This is a genomic window from Sutterella massiliensis (assembly GCF_016899755.1).
Classification (GTDB): domain Bacteria; phylum Pseudomonadota; class Gammaproteobacteria; order Burkholderiales; family Burkholderiaceae_F; genus Sutterella; species Sutterella massiliensis.
Genome location: NZ_JACJJC010000203.1, coordinates 1 through 641 on the forward strand (window position 1 = coordinate 1; position 641 = coordinate 641).

Sequence of the window (641 nt, forward strand, 5' to 3'; positions counted from 1 at the left end):
TCTTCCCTACTGTGACGGCTGCATAGCCCGTCCACGCCTGCGGCGGAACGAGTCGCCGTCTCCACATCGTTGCACCAATACCAGCCCAAGAAGGCGGATCGTCGCTCCAAGCCGATTCGCGCGACCATAGAAGCGTCGTCAGCGACTCGTCACCGGAGAGACGCTCGGCAGCGCGTTTGCGCCGTCGAGCAGTGTGACCGGTAACGCCGCCGAAGCGGCGCTGCCGGTCGATCTCGCATTCTCGCGGGCACGCGGATTCGGACCTCTCCTATCCGTGCAATTCCGAGCTTATGATTCTTCGACGTTTCTGGTTATTGGGGTTTGCCGAAGCGTCATTCTTACGGGCTGAAAAAACCTTGGGTGAATCCGCCGAAGGCGGAGAGGGCAAAGCCCTAAATTGCCTGCAGTGTCAGCTGAATAAACTCGATATCCCGATTTTTAAAGAGCTGCCCGGGAATCGTGCTGCGGCGGAACCGCTGCTGCTTCCGGGGGCCTGAGGACATTTTCGTTGACGAATCCGATGTCAGAAAAATCTTCGGTCTGGAACCCGAAAAGAAGCTGACAATCGTTTACTGCCGTGTCAGTAGTGCGGCTCAGAAGAACGACTTGAAGTCGCAGCTGGCTGCGATGCAGGCGTTTTG

1 pseudogene is annotated in these 641 nt (G+C 57.6%); it reads left to right on the forward strand.

Annotation, left to right across the window (positions count from 1 at the left end):
* Window positions 1–504: 504 nt before the first annotated feature.
* Window positions 505–641: pseudogene (locus H6A60_RS13835) on the forward strand (IS607 family transposase); the annotation flags it as partial.